Raw genomic sequence first — 16069 nt, 5'->3', positions numbered from 1 at the left:
ATCGTCGCATCCGGAGGAGGGGCCCTGCGCACCTCAGTTCCAGTCGACGGTGTGCGCCCAGCCTGCGACGTAGGCCCGCTCGTTCTCGTCGAGCCGCACCGCGCGCCGGGGCGGAGCGCTCTCGATCTCGCACAGGTCGAGGATGCGGCGCACCACGACCGACCGCAGCGGTGCCGAGAGGTTCTCGAGGATCTCGCGCCGCAGCGGGGCCTCGAGCATCGGCCACCAGACGCCGATCGGCGGCAGCACGCTCCGGCGCTCGGATGCCGGGTGGTCGATGATCGAGCTCATGGGGTGCTCCTCGTGCCGGGCCGCGTCGTCGCGGTCGTCGATGTGGTCGACGATGCCGACGCTACGCGCGCCCAAGCCGCGCCGCGAGGGATTGACCGCCCGGAAGGCGGGTGCTACCGCCCGCGGCGGTCGCGGGTGCAGGATGGTCGGATGGACCTCCCGGTGATGCCGCCCGTCTCACCCATGCTCGCCAAGTCGGTGAAGGAGATCCCCGACACCGGCCACGTCGAACCCAAATGGGACGGGTTCCGCACGATCGTCTTCAAGGACGGCGACGAGATCGAGCTCGGCAGCCGCAACGAGAAGCCGATGACCCGGTACTTCCCCGAACTGATCGAGGCGCTCCGCGCGAACCTGCCCGAGCGCTGCGTCGTCGACGGCGAGATCATCATCGCCCGGGGCGGCCGGCTCGACTTCGAGGCGCTGCAGCAGCGGATCCACCCCGCCGAGAGCCGGGTGCGGCTGCTCGCGGCCGAGACGCCCGCGTCGTTCGTCGGGTTCGACCTGCTCGCGGCGGGCTCCGACGACCTCATGCCCCGCCCGTTCTCCGAACGGCGCGCCAGGCTCGTCGACGCGCTCGCCGAGGCATCCGACCCGATCTTCGCGACCCCCGCGACGGGCGACCTCGACCTCGCCCGCGACTGGTTCACCCGTTTCGAGGGGGCCGGGCTCGACGGGGTCGTCGCGAAGCCGCTCGACGGCGCGTACCTGCCCGAGAAGCGGGCGATGTTCAAGATCAAGCACGAACGCACGGCCGACTGCGTCGTCGCCGGGTACCGGTGGCACAAGTCGGGGCCGATCGTCGGCTCGCTGCTGCTCGGGCTCTACGGCGACGACGGGCGCCTGCACCACGTGGGCGTCGCGGCGTCGTTCTCGATGGCTCGGCGGGCGAGCCTCGTCGAGGAGCTCGCGCCGCTCGTCGCGGGGGAGGGCGATGCGCACCCGTGGGGCGACTGGGCCGGCGAGGCCGCGCAGCAGGGCACGCGCATGCCCGGGGCGGTGAGCCGGTGGAACGCGGGCAAGAACCTCTCATTCGTGCCGCTGCGGCCCGAGCTCGTCGTCGAGGTCGCCTACGACCACATGGAGGGCGAGCGGTTCCGGCACACGGCGCAGTTCCGGCGTTGGCGGCCCGACCGCACGCCCGAGAGCTGCACCTACGCGCAGCTCGAGAGCCCCGACGGGCTCGACCTCGCCGAGATCCTGCCGCTCGGCCCCTCCGCCGGTTGAGGAGGAGCGCAGCGACGCCTCGAAACCTCAGAGCACCGCGCTGAGAACGCTCAGAGCACCGCGCGGAGGCCCGCGGGCATCGCGGTGTGGTGTTCGAACACGAGATTCGTCTCGGTGAGGGCCACGGCGGGGTTCGCCGAGAGGTTCTTCAGCACGAACTGGCGTACGTGGTCGCTGTCGCGCACGCGCACGTGGATCAGGAAGTCCTCCGAGCCGCCGAGGAAGAAGAGCTGGGCGACCTCGGGCTGGGTGCGCAGCTCGTCGGAGATCTGCTCCATGAGGTGGCGGGCACCGGGCCGGATGCGCACGCTCACGAGCGCCTGCAGGTGGTAGCCGAGGGCGGCGGGGGAGATCTCGGCGGTGTAGCGCACGATGACGCCGCGCTCGCGGAGCGAGCGGACTCGGGCGAGGCAGGTCGACGGCGAGACGCCGACCGCGCGGGCGAGATCGACGTTCGGGACGCGCGCGTTCTCGTGCAGGAGGGCGATGATCTGGCGGTCGATCGCGTCGAGCACCACCGGAGCGGGCTCGACGCCCGGAGCGCTGATCTGCGGTGCGTCCGCCATGAGAACCTCGCGAATCGAATGAATGAACTCTTGATTTCGATTCTACAGAATTATCCACGGGGGTTCTTGGAGATCGACGAACAAGCGGTGATGATGTTCGCATCCGCCCACCATTCATTCGACCGACGCGCTCGGTCAACAGCAACGGAGCAACACATGCGCATCGGCGTTCCCGCTGAGATCAAGAACAACGAATTCCGCGTCGCGATGAACCCCGCGGGCGTGCACGCGCTCACCCAGCGCGGCCACTCGGTCGTCATCGAGGCCGGCGCCGGTCTCGGCGCGGGCTACACCGACGCCGAGTACGTCGATGCGGGCGCGGGCATCGTCGCCACCGCCGCCGAAGCGTGGTCGGCCGAGCTCGTGCTGAAGGTCAAGGAGCCCATCGCGAGCGAGTACGGCTACCTGCGCGACGACCTCACCCTCTTCACCTACCTGCACCTCGCGGCCGACCTGCCGCTCACGCAGGCCATCATCGACTCGGGCGTCACCGCGATCGCCTACGAGACCGTGCAGCTCGCCGACCGCTCGCTGCCCCTCCTCACCCCCATGAGCGAGGTCGCCGGTCGACTCGCACCCCAGGTCGGCGCAGCCTCGCTCCACGCCTCGAAGGGCGGCCGCGGCGTGCTCCTCGCGGGCGTGCCCGGCACCGCCCCCGCCAACGTCGTCGTCATCGGCGGCGGCGTCGCCGGCGAGCAGGCCGCCGCGACTGCGCTCGGCCTCGGCGCCGACGTCACCGTCTTCGACATCTCGCTGCCGAAGCTCCGCGAGATCGACGGCCGCTACCACGGCCGCATCAAGACCATGGCCTCCTCGTCGTACGAGATCGCCCGCTCCCTGAAGACGGCCGACCTCGTCGTCGGCGCCGTCCTCATCCCCGGCGCCGCGGCGCCCAAGGTCGTCACCGACGAGATGGTCGCCTCGATGAAGCCGGGCGCCGTGCTCGTCGACATCGCGATCGACCAGGGCGGCTGCTTCGAGGGCTCGCACCCGACGACGCACGCCGACCCCACCTTCAAGGTGCACGACGCGATCTTCTACTGCGTCGCGAACATGCCCGGTGCGGTGCCCGCCACCTCGGCGCCCGCGCTCATCAACGCGACCCTGCCGTACGCGCTGAAGATCGCCGACCTCGGCTGGGAGGCCGCCCTCGACGCCGACCCGGCGCTCGCGAAGGGCCTCAACGCCACGGCCGGGAAGCTCACGTACGAGCCCGTCGCCCTCGCGCACGGTCTCGAGTACACGGCTCGCTGAGCCTGCGGGGCGCTGCGGCGCCCCGCACCGATCGTCGCCCCTCGCAGCCGATCGACCGCCACTGCACAGGCGGTCGCGGGGGGTGCGGAAACGTCGCGCAGGGCGTGCTCCCGCTGCCCTGAACGACCGGATGCCCCGCCCACGACTCGTGGGCGGGGCATCCGTCATTCTCGGGCGAAGCGCCCACGGGCGCGCGTGCGCGCTCTCGCGACCGCTCGCCCGCCTGCCTGCTCGCTCGCTCGCTCAGGCGAGGCTGAGGAAGAGCCGCTCGAGCTCCTCGACGTCGGGCTTCGATGCGTCGCCCGCCGCGCCCGCCTGCGTCTCGTCGTCGGCGAGGCACTCGCGCATCGCGGCGGAGATGATCGCGAACCCGGCGCGGTCGAGCGCACTCGACACGGCCGCCAGCCGCGTGACGACGGTGCGGCAGTCGGCGCCCGACTCGACGGCGTCGATGACCGCGCCGAGCTGCCCGCGCGCCCGCTTCAGTCGGTTCGCGATGCGGCGCTGCTCCGCGAGGCGGTCGTCGTCGGCGCCCGCGGTGGCCGCATCCGCGGCTGCGGTGCTCATTCGGCGCCCGTCTCGACGGGCAGCCCGGCGCGGTACCACTGCAGGATGCCGCCGTCGATGTTCACCGCGTCGACGCCCTGCTGCTCGAGGTACACGACGGCCTGGGCGCTGCGCCCGCCGACGTGGCACATGACGTAGACGGTGCGGTCGCGCGGCACCTCGTCGAGGCGGGCGATGAGCTCGCCGAGCGGGATGTGGTGGGCGCCGTCGACGCGGGCCTGGGCGAGCTCCTCGGGTTCGCGCACGTCGATGACGTACGCGTCGGTGATGGCGTGGACTTCGGTGGGGGAGAGGGACTGCATGGCTGCTCGTTTCCTGGGTGAGTGGTTCGGTGAGTCGTTCGGTGTCGTTCGGTCGGCTGAGGGGAGCAGGTCAGGCGGCGGCGTCGTCGCGGTCGGACGCCGTGCCCCCGGCGAGGTCGCGGGCGCGCATGCCGTCGCGCCAGGTCAGGTACCCGCCGTCGAGGTTGACGACGTCGTGGCCGAGGGAGGCGAGGAGGCGTGCGGCGGTGTGGGCGCCCTGGCCGACGCGGCAGTGCACGATCACGCGTCGCCCGGTGAACTCGTGCTGCACCTCGCGCAGCCGCTCGACGGGCGTCCACCGCGCCCCGGGGATGAGCCCTTCGGCGAGCTGCGCCTCGCCGCGCACGTCGAGCAGCACGGCGCCGCCCGCGAGGGCGCCGTCGAGCTCGTGCCACTGGATGACGTGGTCGAGGCCCGCGGCGAGGTTCTCGGCGATGTACCCGAGCTGGTTCACCGGGTCCTTCGCCTGCCCGAACTGCGGGGCGTAGGCGAGTTCGAGCTCCGCGAGCGAGGAGGCCGTGAGCCCGGCGCCCATCGCGGTGGCGAGCACGTCGATGCGCTTGTCGACGCCCTCGGTGCCGACGGCCTGCGCGCCGAGGATCAGGTCGCTCGCCGCGTCGATCACGAGCTTCAGCGACATGGGCGACGCGCCCGGGTAGTAGCCGGCGTGCGAGAGCGGGTGGGAGTGGACGACGCGCACGGCACGCCCGCGTCCGCGGGCGGTGCGCTCCGTCCAGCCGACGCTCGCGACCGCGAGCCCGGCGACATCGATGATCGCGGTGCCGAGCACTGGGCGGGTCGGGGCGGCGCGGCCGACGATCGCATCGGCGGCGGCGCGCCCGTGGCGGTTCGCGAGCCCGGCGAGCGGCACGAGGCGGCCGCCGCCGTCGACCGCGTCGCGCTGCTCGACGGCGTCGCCCACGGCGAAGATCGCAGGGTCGCTCGTGCGGTGCGCCGCGTCGACGGCGATGCCGCCGCTCGGGCCGATCGCGAGGCCGGCCTCGACCGCGAGTCGGGTCTCGGGCACGACGCCCATCGCCGCGATCACGAGGTCGGCCGCCAGTCGCGTGCCGTCGTCGAGCAGCACATGGTCGGATGCCACGTGCTGCACCGTGCGGCCGAGTCGCAGCGTCACGCCGTGGTTCGTCAGGTGATCGGCGACGGGCGCCGCCATCTCCTCGTCGAGGGCGGCGAGCAGCTGCCCGCCGCGCTGCACGAGGGACGTGCCGAGCCCGCGGCGGGCGAGGTTGTCGGCCATCTCGAGGCCGATGTAGCCGCCGCCGATGACCACGGCGCGCCCGGCCGCGGGGGCCTCGTCGAGACGATCCATGATGCGGTCGAGATCGTCGAGCGTGCGCAGCACGTGCAGCGGCGCGCCGGGGGCGACGTCGTCGGGCAGCCTGGGCGCCGCGCCTGGCGCGAGCACGAGTTCGTCGTAGTGCAGGGTCTCGACGGTGCCGTGCGAGAGGTCGCGCACCGCCACGGTCTTCGCCGCGCGATCGATCGAGATCGCCTCGTGCCGTACCCGCACGTCGAGGCGGAAGCGCTCGGCGAGCCGCTCGGGGGTCTGCAGCGAGAGGGCGTCGCGCTCGGCGATGACGCCCGAGACGTGGTACGGCAGGCCGCAGTTCGCGAAGGAGACGGCGGAGCTGCGCTCGAGGACGATGATCTCGCGCGCCTCGTCGAGGCGCCGGAGACGGGTCGCGGCCGACATGCCGCCGGCCACGCCGCCGACGACGACGGTGACTCGAGATTCGGGCGCCGGGTCGGAGTCGGACGAGCTGGGGGCGGGGGTGACCGGAAGCATCCGACGACCGTAGCACGATACCCTGGGGGTATCGAATGCGTCGGTGTGGCGGCGATGCTCCGAGGATTTCGCGTGATTCGGCTTAGGGTGTCGGTGTGCACCGGCTCGATCGCGACGACGACGCCGAGGACGAGCTCCTCGGTGCGGAGACCGATGCCGCAGCCGACGACCTCACCCCGGACACCATGCAACGCGACAACACGAGCCCCGACGGCGTCAGCCTCGGCGACCCCGAACTCATCGCCGGCAACGTCGCCGAGCCCAGCTGGCGCCGATGGAGCGCCGAGCTCGCCGCGGTCGGCGGTCGCTCGCCGCTCGTGCGCTTCGTCGACACGCCGCGCACCCGCATCGAGCTCTCGACGACCCATCCCGGCGGGCTGCCGCAGTTCATCACCGGCAAGTCGACGCTGCTCTCGAGCCTCATCCGCGATGAGCTCGCGCTCCGCAACGCGCGACTCGCCGCCGCCGAGATCACCCAGAAGGGCATCGAGCTCCGCAGCGTCCGCGGCGTCGAATCGGTGCACCTCGCGATCGGCCTCGCCTCGTGGCGCAACGACGGCGAGGAGTTCCTCGCCCCCGTGCTGCTGCGGCCCCTCGCGATCCGCCGCTACGGGCGCGACTTCGAGCTGAAGCTCAAGGGCCAGCCGTTCCTGAACCCCGCGCTCGCGCGCGAGCTGCGCGAGCAGTTCCAGATCACGCTCGACGCCGAGGCGTTCGTCGCCCTCGCGATCACGAACGGCGCGTTCAAGCCGCAGCCCGTCATCGACCGGCTGCGCGGGCTCACGAGCCACCTCCCGTGGTTCCAGGTCGCGCCGCGACTCGTCGTGTCCTCCTTCGCCGAGGTCGGGCCCGAGATGGCCGCGGACGCCTCGCTGCTCGAGCACCCCGTCATCGACGCCCTCGCCGGCAACCCCGCCGCGAAGGCCGCGGTCACCGCCGCCCGCGAGGAGCCAGTGCGGCCCGTCTCGCAGGACGAGCGGCCGCCCTCGACCGACACCCTGCTCCTCGACGCCGACCCCGAACAGGAACAGGTCGTCGCCGAGATCGAGTCCGGGGCATCCGTCGTCGTGAAGACGCTGCCGGGCACCGGCGGCACCCAGACGATCGTGAACGCGATCGGAGCGCTCGTCGCGAAGGACAAGCGGGTGCTGGTCGTCGGCTCACGGCGCGCGAGCCTCGACGGCATCGCGCACCGTCTCGGCCAGGTCGGGCTCGGCGGTGCCGCCGTCACCACCGCGGGCCTCCGACGCGAGCTCATCCAGTCGATCTCCCGCAACGAGAAGGCCGAACGCCCGCGCGTCGCCGACGTCGACGACGCCCTCGTCCGCCTCCGCAAGGTGCTGCTCGACTACCGCACGGCGCTCACCCGGCGCGACCCCGAGCTCGAGGTCACCGTGCTCGACGCGCTCGGCCGGCTCGCGCAGCTCGCGCTCCTGCCCACGCCGCCGTCGACGACGGCCAGGCTCGACCACCGCACGCTCGTCGCGATCGCGAGCGGCCGCGACGAGGTGGCTCGCGAGCTCGCGCGTGCAGCCGAGCTCGGCGAGTTCCGCTACGGGCCGGGCGACTCGCCCTGGTACGGCGCGTCGTTCGCGAGCTCGGCCGAGGCGACGAACGCCCACGAGCTGGCCAAGCGACTGAGCTCCGTCGAGGTGCCGCGGCTCCTCGAACGAGGTCGCGCGCTCATCGCCCAGACCCGCCTCCGCGACTTCGAGTCGGTCGCCGAGCTCGGCGTGTTCCTCCGGCTCCTCCTCGACGTCCGCGAGACACTCGACCGATTCCAGCCCTCCGTGTATGACCGGCCGCTCGGCGAGCTCATCACCGCCACCGCCCCGCGTCGCGAGTCGCCCGGCATGTCGGGCGCCAACCGTCGACGCCTCCGCAGGCACGCCCTCGAGTACGTCCGCCCCGGGGTGCACATCACCGACCTCAACGCGGCGCTCCGCGGCATCCAGCAGCAGCGGACCCTGTGGCAGCGCTACTCCGACGCGGGGGCGATCCCCGGCGTCCCCGTCGGGCTCGACGACGTCCACGTGGCGTTCCAGCACGTCGCGACCGATCTCGGCACCCTCGACGCGCCGCTCGATCTCGTCGGCACCGCACGGCAGCTCGCCGCGCGACCGATCCGCGAACTCGTCGCGACCCTCGCCGGGCTCGCCGCCGACTCCGAGGTGCTCGCGAACCTGCAGGAGCGCACCGCCATCCTCGGGCGTCTCCGCGACCTCGGCCTCGATCCGCTGCTCGTCGACCTCGCCCGCCGGCACGTGCCCGAACCCGCCGTCGCCGGCGAGCTCGAGCTCGCCTGGTGGCAGTCGGTGCTCGAGCAGGTGCTGTCGAGCGAGAAGGCGCTGCTCGGAGCGAACACGAACGTGCTCGACCGACTCGAGGGCGACTTCCGGCTCGTCGACGAAGCGCACGCCTCCGCGGCCGGGCACCTGCTGGCCTGGCGGCTCGCCGAGAACTGGAAGGTCGCGCTCGTCGACCACCCCGACGAGGCCGGGGTCCTCAAGCGGATGCTGCGGGGCGACCGCGTGCGCGTGAGCGCGCTGCAGTCCGAGGTGCCGAACCTCTTCCGGGTCCTCGCGCCCGTGTGGCTCGCCTCGCCGTACGAGGTCGCCGCGATCGACGATCGCATCCCGTTCGACGCGGTCGTCCTCGTCGACGCCGGAGCCACGACCATCGCCGAGAACCTCGGAGCGATCCGCCGTGCCAAGCAGGTCGTCGCCTTCGGCGACCCCGTCACCCAGACGCCGACCCTCTTCGAGACCGGCATCGACGACCCCGACCGCGGCGAGCCCGCGCCCGTCGAGCACGGCGTCGACGCACTGCACGCCGACTCGGCGCTCGCCCGACTCGGCGAGCTGCTGCCGACCCTCACCCTCACCAGAAGCTACCGGGCCGGCGGCGAAGACCTCGCCGAACTCGTCAACCGGCGTTTCTACGCGGGTCGCATCGTCTCGATGCCGTGGGCGGGCAGCTTCCTCGGCCACGGCAGCCTCGGCCTCCACTACGTCGCCGGCAACGGGCTGCCCGACGCCGTCACCGGCACCGTCGAGTCGATCGACTCCGAGGTCGCGAAGGTCGTCGAGCTCGTCATGGAGCACGCCGTCAAGCGCCCGCGCGAATCGCTCATGGTGATCACCGCGAGCGCCCGCCACGCAGCCAGGGTGCACCAGGCGGTGCTCGCCGCGTTCGCCAAGCGCACCGACCTGTCGTCCTTCATCCTGAAGGACCGCGCCGAGCCGTTCACCGTGCTCACCCTCGAGCAGGCCGTCGCGCAGAGCCGCGACCGGGTGATCTTCTCGATCGGCTACGGCCGCACCCCGCACGGGCGCCTGCTCTCGAACTTCGGTTCGCTCGGCGAACCGGGCGGCGACCGGCTGCTCGCCGTCGGCATGACCCGCGCCCGTCGTTCGATGGATCTCGTCTCGGCGTTCCGCCCCGACGACATCGACGAGTCGCGGCAGAGCCACGGCGTCCTCGCCCTCGCGAACGTGCTCACGCAGACCGAGGAGCGCGTCGCCGCCGACGGCACCGCGAACCCGCCCGGGCCGATGCTGCGCGACCTGGGCGCCCGACTCGAGCGCCGCGGGATCCGTGTCAGCGTCGGGTACCGCGGCCGGCTCCAGCTCGCCGCCGCCCACGCCGGAAAAGCCGTGGTCGTCGAGACCGACGACGCCTTCGCCGGGCAGAGCCTGCGCGAATCGCTGCGCCTGCGCCCCGACGTGCTGCGCCGCCTCGGCTGGCACTACCTGCGCGTGCACAGCTTCGAACTCTTCGGCAACCCCGACGCGGTCGCGGCGCGCGTCGCGTCGCTGCTCGGCAAGCCCGACGCCGCACCGGCGGACGAGGACACGCAGACCGCGCCGATCTCGCTGTGAACGACGGCGGGGGAACGGGCGGGAGCGACGCCACGGACGACGACGCGATCGCCGCGGGCGCGGGCGCGGGCGCGGGCGACGGAGCTGCGGGGCGCCAACGGGTCGAGCGCGCAGCCGGGAAGGCGCGCCGTGCCCGGCTCACCCCGGCGCCCGGCACCGACCCCTCGCCCGAGGCCCCGGCCCCGCGCGGGACGCCCCCTGCCGACCGCGACTCGACCGAGCGAGGCGGACGCCCCCGCCCTTCGGCCGATGACGAGCGCCTGACGCGCGACCGTCCGCCGCACTGGCGCCGCGACTGACGCACGCCGCGCGCTCTCACGGAACGAGCCGCCCGGCGCCGCCGCGTGCGCGGCCGCCGGACGGCTCGTCCTGTCGGAGCGCCCGAAGCGCTCGGGGTCTAGTCGCCCGCGTGCCGTCCGGCACCCGGGCCGCCGGCGACCGGGCCCTGCTCGGCGAGGAGGTCGCGGATCTGCGCGAGCACCGTGAGCTCGGTCTCGGGCTCTTCGGGGTCGGGCTGACCGGCCTTGCGCTTCGCCTCGGCGCGCTCCTTGAAGTGGTTCATCGGCATGACGAACACGAAGTACACGACGGCGGCGACCGCGAGGAACGAGATGATCGCGCCGATGATCGCGCCGAACTTGAACTGGGCCTCGCCCACCGTCCAGACCAGCGCGTTGTCGAGGCTGTCCGCCTTGAACAGGAACCCGAGGAGCGGGTTGATGAGGTTCTCGACGATCGAGGTGACCACCGCGGTGAACGCCGCACCGATGACGACTGCGACGGCGAGGTCGATGACGTTGCCGCGCATGATGAATTCTTTGAAGCCCTTGATCACGGCTTTCCCCTCCCGGTGTCTGATAGGACGGGCACCACGCTAGCTGACGGTCAGCTGGATGCGGGGGAGCTCGACCCGGCGCTTCCGCTGCCTGAGGACGAAGCGGGCTTCGCCGCGGTCGACGACGAACCGCCGCCCGCCCGCGAGTCGGTGCGGTAGAAACCCGAGCCGTTGAACGTCACGCCGATCGTGTTGAAGAGCTTGCGGAGCTTGCCGCCGCAGACCTCGCACACCGTCAGCGTGTCGTCGGTGAACGCCTGGTGGATGTCGAAGGCGTTGTCGCACTCGGTGCAGCGGTAGGAGTAGGTGGGCATGGGATTCTCCGGTCTGGGAGACCGGCCGATCCGGTCAGAAGGCGATGATGCGGGTGGGGGTCACGACGCCGTTCACCGGTTGATCGTGCACCTCGCGCGGCACGTGCTCGACGAACTCGCTGTCGTAGACCACTGCGTACACCGGAGGACATTTTCCCATCGATCCGAGGGTCTTGTCGAAATAGCCCCGACCCCAGCCGAGTCGCATGCCCGTCTCGTCGATCGCGGCGGCCGGGATCAGGATGAGGTCGACGTCGTTGATCGCCATCGGTCCGAGCAGTTCGCCGACGGCCTCGGGCGTGCCGTGGAGGCCGACCGTCTCGCTCGCCTCCTCCCCGACGGTCCAGTCGAGCAGGCCGTCCTCGCGGGTGATCGGGAAGAGCACGCGGATGCCACGTGCCTCCGCCCAGTTCACGAAGGGCCTCGTGTCGGGCTCTGACGGCATCGAGAGGTAGCACGAGACGGTCTCGGCCCCGGTCGAGCCGATGAGCTCCTCGAGCCGGGCGGTGAAGCCCTCGGTCGCGAGCGTGCGTTCGTGCGCCGTCATGTTGCGGCGTCGTTCACGCAGCTCGGCGCGAAGGATGCGCTTCTGGACGTCCGGATCCTCGGGCATGCCACACATCCTAGGCCTGGGGCTTCCGGCTACGCTGGTGCCCATGACTCAACGGATCACGAAGGCGGTCATTCCTGCGGCTGGGTTGGGGACGCGGTTCCTTCCGGCGACGAAGGCGATGCCGAAGGAGATGCTTCCGGTGGTCGACAAGCCGGCGATCCAGTACGTGGTCGAGGAGGCGGTGGCTGCGGGGTTGACGGATGTGCTGGTGGTCACGGGTCGGAACAAGAACGCGTTGGAGAATCATTTCGATCGGGTCGCGGAGTTGGAGGCGACTCTGGCGCGTAAGGGTGACACGGTCAAGCTCGAGAAGGTGAACGAGTCGACCGGGTTGGCGGACATGCATTATGTGCGGCAGGGCGACCCGTTGGGGCTCGGGCATGCGGTGTCGCGGGCGCGGATGCATGTGGGTGATGAGCCGTTCGCGGTGCTGCTGGGTGATGACCTGATCGATGCGCGTGATGAGTTGTTGACGAAGATGCTGGCTGAGCAGGTCGAGCGGGACGCGTCGATCGTGGCGTTGTTGGAGGTCGATCCGGACTCGATCCATCTGTACGGTGCGGCGGCGGTCGAGGCGACGGGTGATCCGGATGTGGTGCGGGTGACGGGGTTGGTGGAGAAGCCGGCGAAGGAGGACGCGCCGTCGAACTATGCGGTGATCGGCCGGTATGTGTTGAAGCCCGAGGTGTTCGGGGTGCTCGCGCGGACGGCGCCGGGCAAGGGTGGTGAGATCCAGTTGACGGATGCGTTGATGACGATGGCCGAGGATGTCGAGGGCACGGGTGGCGTGTACGGGGTCGTGTTCCGTGGCCGCAGGTATGACACGGGTGACAAGCTCGATTACATCAAGGCCGTGATCCAGCTCGCTGCCGACCGCGACGACCTCGGCACCGACCTCAAGACCTGGCTCGCCGAGTACACGAGCACCTTCGAAGCCGACTGACGTGGCCGCAGTCCCACTTCCGACACTCCGCGACGGTGAGGTCACGCTCCGCCCGATCCGCGTCCGCGACGCGAAGACGCTCGAGCGCGTGCTGCTCGCGAACCGCGGATGGCTGCGGCAGTGGGAGGCGACGTATCCGGGCGGCGGCTCGTTCATCGACGCGCGGGCTTCGATCCGCAACCTCCTCGCGCACGCACGGGGCGGCCACGGGCTGCCCTTCGTCGTCGAGGTCGACGGGCAGCTCGTCGGGCAGCTCAACGTCTCCTCGATCAGCTACGGCTCGCTCTCCTCGGCGTCGATCGGGTACTGGGTCTCCGAAGAGGTCGCGGGTCGTGGCATCACGCCGACGGCGGTCGCGCTCGCGACCGACTACTGCTTCAGCGTGCTGCGCCTGCACCGCATGGAGATCTGCATCCGCCCCGAGAACGGCCCGTCGCTGCGCGTCGTCGAGAAGCTCGGCTTCCGTTACGAGGGGCTCCGGCGCCGTTTCATCCACATCGACGGTGCCTGGCGCGACCACTTCTCGTTCGCCCTCGTCGCCGAGGAGGTGCCTCACGGCGTCCTCCGCCGCTGGCGCGACGGGCGTGCCCCCGCCGACGCCGCCCGGGTCACCGCGGTCGACCTGGCCGCGAGCAAACAGCCGCTTCCCCTGAGAGATCGCTGAACACGCCCGGGTCTGTCCGTCGGGAGCGGCCCCGGGTGACTTAATGTTGTCGCCATGGATGTGATCGGCGGGGGAGTCCTGGTGGCGGTGGCCGCCGCCCTGTGGATCGCGTACCTGCTGCCGAACTGGCTGCGCCGCAGGCAGTACCTCGCGACCGAGCGAAACGCCGTGCGCCTGCAGCAGACGCTCCGCATCCTCGCCGAGACGGCCGAGACCCCCGAGGCGGTCGTCGTCGAGGCGACAGCCCGAGAGGTCGCCGCGCAGCAGCGCATCCTGCACGAGCACGAGGCGACGGCGAGGCTCGCCGCCGAAGCGGCCGAGCAGATCGCGATCGCTGAGCGCCACGAGGCCGAAGAAGCGGCGGATGCCGCGCGCGCACGCGCTGAGGCGGCCCGCGCCGCGCACGCCACCGTGACCGAGCCCATCACGCTGCCGGTCGCCCCCGAATCGGCGGCTCGCGCCGCACGGCTCGCGCTGCGCCGCAAGCGTGCCGCATGCTCGCTCATCGCCCTCGCAGCGCTCGTCACCGCCGTCGGCGGGCTCATCGCCGCGCTGTTCGGCGCTTCTCTCGTCATCGCTGGGGTCGCCGGGCTCGTGTTCGTCGCGGCGTTCGGCGGGCTCGTCGCGCTCGCGCGGGTGCGTCCGGCGGCATCGCCGACCGCGATCGTCGCACCGATGATCCGAGAGTCCGCCGAGTTCGAGCCGATCGAATTCGCCGACCCCGAGACGGAAGCCGCCGGATGGACGCCGCGGCCGCTGCCGCGCCCCCTGCACCTGTCGCGCGGAACGATCGCCGCGACCGCGATGGCGTCGATCGAGGCGGCCGCCGAACTCAAGCGCATCGAGTCCGAGGCCGAGATCGCGCGTCGAGCCGAGCGGCTCGCGCCCGAGGTGCCGAAGATCAGCCCCGCGGCATCCGCCCCCGAGCGCAGCCGGCGCGAGACCGCTGGGCGCGCACCCGAGACCGCGAACCCGTATGCGCGCATGGGCATCATCGACGAGACGCGCCTCGGCATCGACGACCTCGACGCGGTGCTCCGCCGTCGTCGCGCGGCGGGGTGAGCCGCGCGGCCGAGTGGTCAGAACCACCCCTCGAGTGGTGATAGGCTTTTTCTCGCTCGGGCCCATGGCGCAGTTGGTAGCGCGTCTCGTTCGCAATGAGAAGGTCGGGGGTTCGAATCCCCCTGGGTCCACCGAGTCGAAGGGCTCCCGCATCGCGGGAGCCCTTCGTGCTTCCCCCGGCGGCCTGCCGCACGTTCGCGTCGTCACCCGGGCATAGGCTTGACGGGATGTCAGTGCCTCCCGTCACCCGGTCCATTCCGCTCTCCGAGCAGCACCGCTGGCGTGCGTACTGGGTGTGCGTCGCAGTCGCGGCCCTCACGATCCTCGACCTCTCGAAGGTGAACGTCGGCCTCCCCGCCATCGAGGACGCCTTCGACGCCGGCTCGACCGAGCTGCAGCTCATCGTCGCGGGCTACGTGCTGACGTTCGGCCTCACGCTCGTGCCTGCGGGTCGCATCGGCGACCAGCGCTCGCGCAAGACGCTCTTCGTCGTGGGCCTCAGCCTCTTCACCATCACGAGCCTCGCGGCGGCGCTCGCGCCGAACGCGGCGGTGCTGCTCGTCGCGCGGCTCCTCCAGGGCGTCGCGGCCGGCATCCAGATGCCGCAGGTGCTCGGCATCATCCAGGAGCTCTTCCACGGCAAGGAGCGCGGCAAGGCGTTCGGCCTCTTCGGTGCGACGATCGGGCTCGCGACGGCGTTCGGCCCGACGCTCGGCGGGCTCATGATCGCGATCGGCGGCCCCGAAGACGGCTGGCGCGGCATCTTCTGGATGAACGTGCCGCTCGCCCTCGCGGCGATCGCGCTCGCGATCTGGCTCCTCCCCGAGACCCGTAAGCCGAGCGACAAGCCGCTCTCGCTCGATCCGGTCGGCATCCTGCTGTTCGCGATCACCGTGATCTCGTTGATGTGGCCGTTCCTCTTCACGACTGGTTCGCCCGACGACGACCCGGCGCGCTGGTGGGTGCTCGTCGTCTTCGTGCTCGCCGTGACCGCGTTCATCGCGTGGGAGCGCCACTATGCGGCCACGGGCCGGCACCCGCTCGTGCCGTTGACCCTGTTCTCCGTGCCGTCGTTCCGCAACGGCACGGCCCTCGCGAGCGTGTACTTCGCGGCGATGCCGTCGATGTTCCTGCTGACGACCCTGTATCTGCAGCACGGGCTCGGCCTCGAGGCGGTCTACGCGGGCATGGTCGGCATCGGCTTCGCGCTGATGAGCGCGATCGGCTCGTGGGTGGGCGGCAACCTCGTGAACCGCATCGGGCGTCCGCTCGTCGTGTGGGGCCTCGTGCTGCTGCTCGTCGGCATCGGACTGCTCGTGTTCCTCGCGATCGTGACGCCGCCCGAGGTGACCCCGTGGGCGATGGCGGGAGCGATGATCATCGGCGGTGCGGGCGGCGGGCTCGTCGTCTCGCCGAACCAGACGCTGACGCTCATGGACATCCCGGTCAAGCAGGGCGGTCTCGCGGGTTCGGTGGGCCAGCTGGGGCAGCGCATCGGCACGGCGATCGGCACGGCGGTGACGCTGTCGCTGTTCTACTCGACGATCTTCCGCGAGTCGCAGGGCGAGCCCGACCTCGAGGTCTACCACGACGCCTACGGCGTCGGGATGCTCGCGGTCGCGGTGTTCGTCGCGATCGCCTTCGCGATCGGCGTCGCCGATCTCGGTTGGCGTCGACGCGAGCGCCGACCGCTCGGCGGGGACGCCGAGGCATCCGAGCCCGCCTGATCGATCGGCGGGCCGC

16 protein-coding genes and 1 tRNA gene are annotated in these 16069 nt (G+C 71.7%); 9 read left to right on the top strand and 8 right to left on the bottom strand.

The genetic code is table 11. The features are described 5' to 3' along the window. Window positions 1-33: 33 nt before the first annotated feature. Window positions 34-366: a hypothetical protein gene (locus tag ACFVTX_RS03440; RefSeq protein WP_386898054.1), complete on the bottom strand. Its 333-nt coding sequence runs from the start codon at window positions 364-366 to the stop codon at window positions 34-36. Between the two features lie 75 nt (window positions 367-441). On the opposite strand from ACFVTX_RS03440, the gene ACFVTX_RS03435 reads away from it, so the two are divergent. After that, the gene (locus tag ACFVTX_RS03435) at window positions 442-1518 is read left to right on the top strand and encodes an ATP-dependent DNA ligase (protein ID WP_386898052.1); all 1077 of its coding nucleotides are present in this window, start codon (window positions 442-444) and stop codon (window positions 1516-1518) included. Window positions 1519-1568: 50 nt separating this feature from the next. On the opposite strand, the gene ACFVTX_RS03430 is transcribed toward ACFVTX_RS03435, so the two are convergent. Next, window positions 1569-2084, bottom strand: coding sequence for an Lrp/AsnC family transcriptional regulator (locus ACFVTX_RS03430; protein WP_386898050.1), 516 nt, complete (start codon window positions 2082-2084; stop codon window positions 1569-1571). Window positions 2085-2240: 156 nt separating this feature from the next. Here ACFVTX_RS03430 and ald point away from each other — a divergent pair, with 156 nt between their 5' ends. Continuing rightward, a complete protein-coding gene (gene ald, locus ACFVTX_RS03425) occupies window positions 2241-3338 on the top strand; it encodes an alanine dehydrogenase (RefSeq protein ID WP_386898049.1) in 1098 nt (365 codons plus the stop codon). 243 nt (window positions 3339-3581) lie between these two features. Here ald and ACFVTX_RS03420 read toward each other — a convergent pair whose 3' ends face one another. The 3 genes from ACFVTX_RS03420 to ACFVTX_RS03410 all read right to left on the bottom strand — a co-directional run bounded on the left by ACFVTX_RS03420 (window position 3582) and on the right by ACFVTX_RS03410 (window position 6014). Then, window positions 3582-3905, bottom strand: a complete 324-nt coding sequence (locus ACFVTX_RS03420) for a metal-sensitive transcriptional regulator (RefSeq protein ID WP_386898048.1) — start codon at window positions 3903-3905, stop codon at window positions 3582-3584. Further along, window positions 3902-4207, bottom strand: a complete 306-nt coding sequence (locus ACFVTX_RS03415) for a rhodanese-like domain-containing protein (protein ID WP_386898046.1) — start codon at window positions 4205-4207, stop codon at window positions 3902-3904. The genes ACFVTX_RS03420 and ACFVTX_RS03415 overlap by 4 nt, the downstream gene beginning before the upstream one ends. A gap of 70 nt (window positions 4208-4277) precedes the next feature. Then, window positions 4278-6014, bottom strand: coding sequence for an FAD-dependent oxidoreductase (locus ACFVTX_RS03410; protein WP_386898045.1), 1737 nt, complete (start codon window positions 6012-6014; stop codon window positions 4278-4280). 95 nt (window positions 6015-6109) lie between these two features. Here ACFVTX_RS03410 and ACFVTX_RS03405 point away from each other — a divergent pair, with 95 nt between their 5' ends. Continuing rightward, on the top strand, window positions 6110-9895 hold the full coding sequence (locus ACFVTX_RS03405; RefSeq protein ID WP_386898044.1) for an AAA family ATPase: 3786 nt from the start codon (window positions 6110-6112) through the stop codon (window positions 9893-9895). Continuing rightward, window positions 9892-10194: a hypothetical protein gene (locus ACFVTX_RS03400; protein WP_386898043.1), complete on the top strand. Its 303-nt coding sequence runs from the start codon at window positions 9892-9894 to the stop codon at window positions 10192-10194. Before ACFVTX_RS03405 ends, ACFVTX_RS03400 begins: the two co-directional genes overlap by 4 nt. Before the next feature lie 98 nt (window positions 10195-10292). Here ACFVTX_RS03400 and mscL read toward each other — a convergent pair whose 3' ends face one another. The 3 genes from mscL to ACFVTX_RS03385 are packed head-to-tail and all read right to left on the bottom strand — an operon-like array spanning window position 10293 to window position 11657. Next, the gene (gene mscL / locus ACFVTX_RS03395) at window positions 10293-10730 is read right to left on the bottom strand and encodes a large conductance mechanosensitive channel protein MscL (protein ID WP_386898041.1); all 438 of its coding nucleotides are present in this window, start codon (window positions 10728-10730) and stop codon (window positions 10293-10295) included. A 50-nt stretch (window positions 10731-10780) separates the two neighbouring features. After that, complete coding sequence (locus tag ACFVTX_RS03390) at window positions 10781-11044, bottom strand: FmdB family zinc ribbon protein (RefSeq protein ID WP_386898039.1); 264 nt, start codon at window positions 11042-11044, stop codon at window positions 10781-10783. Window positions 11045-11078: 34 nt separating this feature from the next. Beyond that, a complete protein-coding gene (locus tag ACFVTX_RS03385) occupies window positions 11079-11657 on the bottom strand; it encodes a 5-formyltetrahydrofolate cyclo-ligase (protein ID WP_386898037.1) in 579 nt (192 codons plus the stop codon). A 43-nt stretch (window positions 11658-11700) separates the two neighbouring features. On the opposite strand from ACFVTX_RS03385, the gene ACFVTX_RS03380 reads away from it, so the two are divergent. The 5 genes from ACFVTX_RS03380 (at window position 11701) to ACFVTX_RS03360 (ending at window position 16053) form a co-directional block, all read left to right on the top strand. Continuing rightward, window positions 11701-12600: a UTP--glucose-1-phosphate uridylyltransferase gene (locus tag ACFVTX_RS03380; RefSeq protein ID WP_386898035.1), complete on the top strand. Its 900-nt coding sequence runs from the start codon at window positions 11701-11703 to the stop codon at window positions 12598-12600. Between the two features lies 1 nt (window position 12601). Further along, complete coding sequence (locus ACFVTX_RS03375; RefSeq protein WP_386898033.1) at window positions 12602-13264, top strand: GNAT family N-acetyltransferase; 663 nt, start codon at window positions 12602-12604, stop codon at window positions 13262-13264. A gap of 54 nt (window positions 13265-13318) precedes the next feature. After that, window positions 13319-14326 (top strand): hypothetical protein, encoded by a 1008-nt coding sequence (locus tag ACFVTX_RS03370; RefSeq protein WP_386898031.1) that lies wholly within the window; start codon window positions 13319-13321, stop codon window positions 14324-14326. A gap of 58 nt (window positions 14327-14384) precedes the next feature. After that, window positions 14385-14457, top strand: a tRNA-Ala gene (locus ACFVTX_RS03365). A gap of 96 nt (window positions 14458-14553) precedes the next feature. Beyond that, entirely contained in the window at window positions 14554-16053 is a 1500-nt protein-coding gene (locus ACFVTX_RS03360) for an MFS transporter (RefSeq protein WP_386898029.1), read from the top strand. The last annotated feature ends 16 nt before the right edge of the window (window positions 16054-16069 follow it).

This window comes from Agromyces sp. NPDC058136 (assembly GCF_042884375.1).
In the GTDB taxonomy this organism is placed as follows: domain Bacteria; phylum Actinomycetota; class Actinomycetes; order Actinomycetales; family Microbacteriaceae; genus Agromyces.
This window is presented reverse-complemented; position numbering and strand designations above follow the sequence as displayed.

What these genes read in the sequence shown, in the direction of transcription:
- ACFVTX_RS03435 (WP_386898052.1), top strand. Translation starts at nt 442, where the DNA reads ATGGACCTCCCGGTGATGCCGCCCGTCTCACCCATGCTCGCCAAGTCG.
- ACFVTX_RS03430 (WP_386898050.1), bottom strand. Translation starts at nt 2,084, where the DNA reads ATGGCGGACGCACCGCAGATCAGCGCTCCGGGCGTCGAGCCCGCTCCG.
- ald (WP_386898049.1), top strand. Translation starts at nt 2,241, where the DNA reads ATGCGCATCGGCGTTCCCGCTGAGATCAAGAACAACGAATTCCGCGTC.
- ACFVTX_RS03420 (WP_386898048.1), bottom strand. Translation starts at nt 3,905, where the DNA reads ATGAGCACCGCAGCCGCGGATGCGGCCACCGCGGGCGCCGACGACGAC.
- ACFVTX_RS03415 (WP_386898046.1), bottom strand. Translation starts at nt 4,207, where the DNA reads ATGCAGTCCCTCTCCCCCACCGAAGTCCACGCCATCACCGACGCGTAC.
- ACFVTX_RS03410 (WP_386898045.1), bottom strand. Translation starts at nt 6,014, where the DNA reads ATGCTTCCGGTCACCCCCGCCCCCAGCTCGTCCGACTCCGACCCGGCG.
- ACFVTX_RS03390 (WP_386898039.1), bottom strand. Translation starts at nt 11,044, where the DNA reads ATGCCCACCTACTCCTACCGCTGCACCGAGTGCGACAACGCCTTCGAC.
- ACFVTX_RS03385 (WP_386898037.1), bottom strand. Translation starts at nt 11,657, where the DNA reads ATGCCCGAGGATCCGGACGTCCAGAAGCGCATCCTTCGCGCCGAGCTG.
- ACFVTX_RS03380 (WP_386898035.1), top strand. Translation starts at nt 11,701, where the DNA reads ATGACTCAACGGATCACGAAGGCGGTCATTCCTGCGGCTGGGTTGGGG.
- ACFVTX_RS03370 (WP_386898031.1), top strand. Translation starts at nt 13,319, where the DNA reads ATGGATGTGATCGGCGGGGGAGTCCTGGTGGCGGTGGCCGCCGCCCTG.
- ACFVTX_RS03360 (WP_386898029.1), top strand. Translation starts at nt 14,554, where the DNA reads ATGTCAGTGCCTCCCGTCACCCGGTCCATTCCGCTCTCCGAGCAGCAC.